This window comes from Ideonella sp. (assembly GCF_035254525.1).
GTDB lineage: Bacteria > Pseudomonadota > Gammaproteobacteria > Burkholderiales > Burkholderiaceae_C > Ideonella.
Genome location: NZ_DATFAN010000015.1, coordinates 1 through 3241 on the forward strand (window position 1 = coordinate 1; position 3241 = coordinate 3241).

Sequence of the window (3241 nt, forward strand, 5' to 3'; positions counted from 1 at the left end):
GTGTCGGTCATGTAGCCGTGCACGCGCTGCAGCGGCAGGAAGGTCGCGTACTGGAACCAGCGCAGGAAGCGCTCGTGGTAGGCCTTGTCGGTGAACTGGCCGTCGCCCGGGCGGAAGAAGCCGCCGGCGTCGACCGTCCAGTAGGGGTAGCCCGCGGCGGCCATGTTCAGGCCCGCGGGGATCTGCCGCTTCAGCGTGTCCCAGTCGTGGCCGATGTCACCCGACCAGGTCGCCGCAGCGTGGCGGTGCTGGCCGGGGAAGGCCGAGCGCGTGAGGATCATCACGCGCTGGTTCGGCAGGGCCTGGCGCTGGCCTTCATACACGGTGCGGGTCACATGCCACGGGTAAGCCAGTCGCACGCGCTCGCCGCGGCCGGCGGCGGTGCGCCGGCCCACGAGGTCATCGTTCTCGGGCTCGGTCGCGTCCTGCCACCAGGCGTCGATGCCGAGCTTGAGCAGGCGCTCGCGCTGGTTGTTCCAGTAGAAGGTGGCGGCCTTGGGGTCGAAGAAGTCGACCCAGTCGGTCCCGTCGATGTAGTGGCCGGCGGCGGCGGTGGCGCGGCCCAGCTCGGTGTCGCGGGCGATCCTGGCCCACACCGACAGCATCAGCCGCCCGTTCAGGCCGTGCACGTCGCGCACCAGCGCGGCGGGGTCGGGGTAATGGGCCTCGTCGAAGCGCATTGCGTTCCAGCCGTGGCGGCCCCAGTACTGCCAGTCCTGCACCATCACGTCGACCGGCAACTTGCGCTGACGGAATTCGCGCAGCGTGTCGACGATCTCCTTGGACGAGTGGAAGCGTTCCCGGCAGTGGATGTAGCCATAGGCCCAGCGCGGCATCATCGGCGTCGCGCCGGAGATCTCGCGGTAGCCCTCCAGCACCTCGTCGGCGCTCGGCCCGGCGATGACGATGTAGTCGATCGCATCGGCCACCGGTGAACGCCAGGTCGTCCGGGCATGCGCGGGGCCGAAGTGCAGCGACGGCTTGTCCTGCTCGTCGGCCTGCACGCGCACGTGGTGCTCGCCTGCGGCCAAGTCCATGACGAAGCCGACAGTCGGCGGGAGCCAGAGGTTGGCCATCTCGACGCAGGATTTGCCGTCGATCTCCACCGAGTGGCGCGAGCCCATCGCGCGGCCGACGTCCAGCAGGAAGGCGTAGCGGCCGGCTGTCTCGGTGCGGAAGCTGCCTTCGAAGCGCACGCCCTTGCGCTCGATCTGTGCGTTGCCGGTCGTGGTTGTCACGTCCACCAGCTCGGCCTTGCCGTCGGCGCCGGCGCGGGTCAACGCCACGCGCTGCTCCGGTGGGTTCAGCTCGGCCATGCCGTTGTTGTGCCAGAGCAGGCCGTAGCCGCGGCTGGACAGCATGAAGGGCAGGCTGATCTGCGTGTTCACCTGCGTCAGGCGGCGCGGCAGGCCGCGCAGGTCCATGGCGCCGTCCTGGAAGCAGCCAGTGCCGTAGAGCCGCTCACTGGCGGGCGACTCGAAGCCTTGCTCGGCGATGAACACCGGTTCGTCGCCGAGTTTGGACGGCGTCAGGCGCCGGCTGCCCGGCGCTTCGCCGAGCAGCAGCGTGCCCTTGCGGTCGAAGAAGCGGAGCGTTCCGGTCTCGTCGTCGACCTCGCAACGGATCGCTGGCAGCTCGAGCTGCGTCGTGCCCGCGCTCGTCGTCTGCTTCATCAGCGGCGTGGCCCGGGCGGGCAGCAGCATGAGGCTGACTGGTGGCGCCTGCGTCGCGGCCTGCGAGGGAAGGAAGCGCACGCGCAGGGCGCGGTTGCTGAGCGAGCTGACCCGCAGCGTGCCCTGCGGCGTAGCCAGCACCCATTCCGCCACGCGCGATGGCTGCGATGCGGCCAGCTGCGCCACCGCGCCGCTGGCGCCGGTTGCCGCCGCAGCGGCCAGCGGCGTGACGGCGCCGGCCAGAGCGGCTTGCAGCGCCTTGCGTCGGGACAGGGATGTGTTATTCATGGCGTCGATGCCTTGAACCGGAGCTCGGTGGCCTGGCCCTGGTAGTTCACGCTGCGGGCCTGCTCGGCCTGGCCGGGTGGTGCCATGAGCCGCACGCGCAGCTCGCGCCGGGCCACCATGCCGGGGTAGCGGCCCTGGCGGGCGCCGATGTGCAGCGTGCGGGCGGCGTCGTCCCAGCGCAGGGTGGTGGTGGTGCGTTCGCCACGCTCGTAGCGGTAGGTCTCGCCGTCGTCGTCGTAGAGCGTGAAGCGGGCGTCGGCACCGGGGTAGATACGGATCTCCCAGGGCGCGTCGGGCTGCTGGCCGGTGTACTCGACCACCGGGCCCAGCGGCACGACCGAGCCGGCGCGTACGAACAGCGGGAACTGCTCCAGCGTGTAGTCGCGCTCGACGCGCTGTCCGCCGGCATGGCGCTCGCCGGTCCAGAAGTCGAACCAGTCGCAGCCGGCGGGCAGCAGCGTGGCCTGGCGCTGGTCGATCTTGCGTTGCGCCTCGGCCTGCTCGCGGCGCTGGGCCGGCGTGCGCCAGGCCAGGCGCAGCACGCGGCCACCACCGGCCTGGAAGAAGTCCACGCGGACTTTCAGCACCTGGCCTTCGCGCAGCGCCATGACGTGGCCCTTGAAGCGCGCGCCGCCGACGGCCCACTCGTCGACGACGAGCTGGTCGTCCAGCCACATGCGAAAGCCGTCGTCGCCTTCGACGCCCAGCTCGTAGTCGCCGCTCTCCGCGACCGTGACCTCGCCGGTCCAGCGCGCCGAGAAGTTGCCGAGGCTCTTCAGGCCGGGCGGGATGCTGCCCAGCGGCGGGTCGGGCCAATGGTGGGCAACGACGGTGTCGACCGTGCGGCTGGCGGGCTTGTCGAAGTTGATGCCGTCGAAGTACTCCAGCACCAGGCCGCGCTGGCCGTCGGGCGTGCGCAGCTGCGTGGCCGGCACGGTCAGCGGCGGCGGCGCCTCGGGGTGGAACATTGCCCGGGTGATCGGCTGCACGAGGAAGGCGGGGCCGAACATGTAGGTGTCGTCCACCTTGCGCAGTGCCGCCTGGTCGGGGAAGTCCATCGCCAGGCCGCGCATCATCGTGTAGCCCTCGTGCGTGCTGCGCCAGGCCAGGCCGTAGAGGTAGGGCAGCAGGCGCATGCGCAGCTGCGCGGCGCCGAGCAGCGAGGCGTAGACCGCCGGGTCCAGCGTCTTGAACAGGTAGGGCTCGCGGTCGACGCTGGTGCCGTGGATGCGGTAGACCGGGTTGAAGATGCCGAACTGGTTCCAGCGCGCGTACAGCTC

The 3241-nt window shown here is 70.8% G+C and carries 2 protein-coding genes; both read right to left on the minus strand.

All coding sequences use genetic code 11. The features are described 5' to 3' along the window. Positions 1–1961 (minus strand): TIM-barrel domain-containing protein (locus VJ693_RS01535; RefSeq protein ID WP_324151700.1); only part of this gene is annotated, 1961 nt, incomplete at its 3' end. Further along, positions 1958–3241 (minus strand): DUF5110 domain-containing protein (locus VJ693_RS01540; protein WP_324151701.1); only part of this gene is annotated, 1284 nt, incomplete at its 5' end. The genes VJ693_RS01540 and VJ693_RS01535, both read right to left, overlap by 4 nt.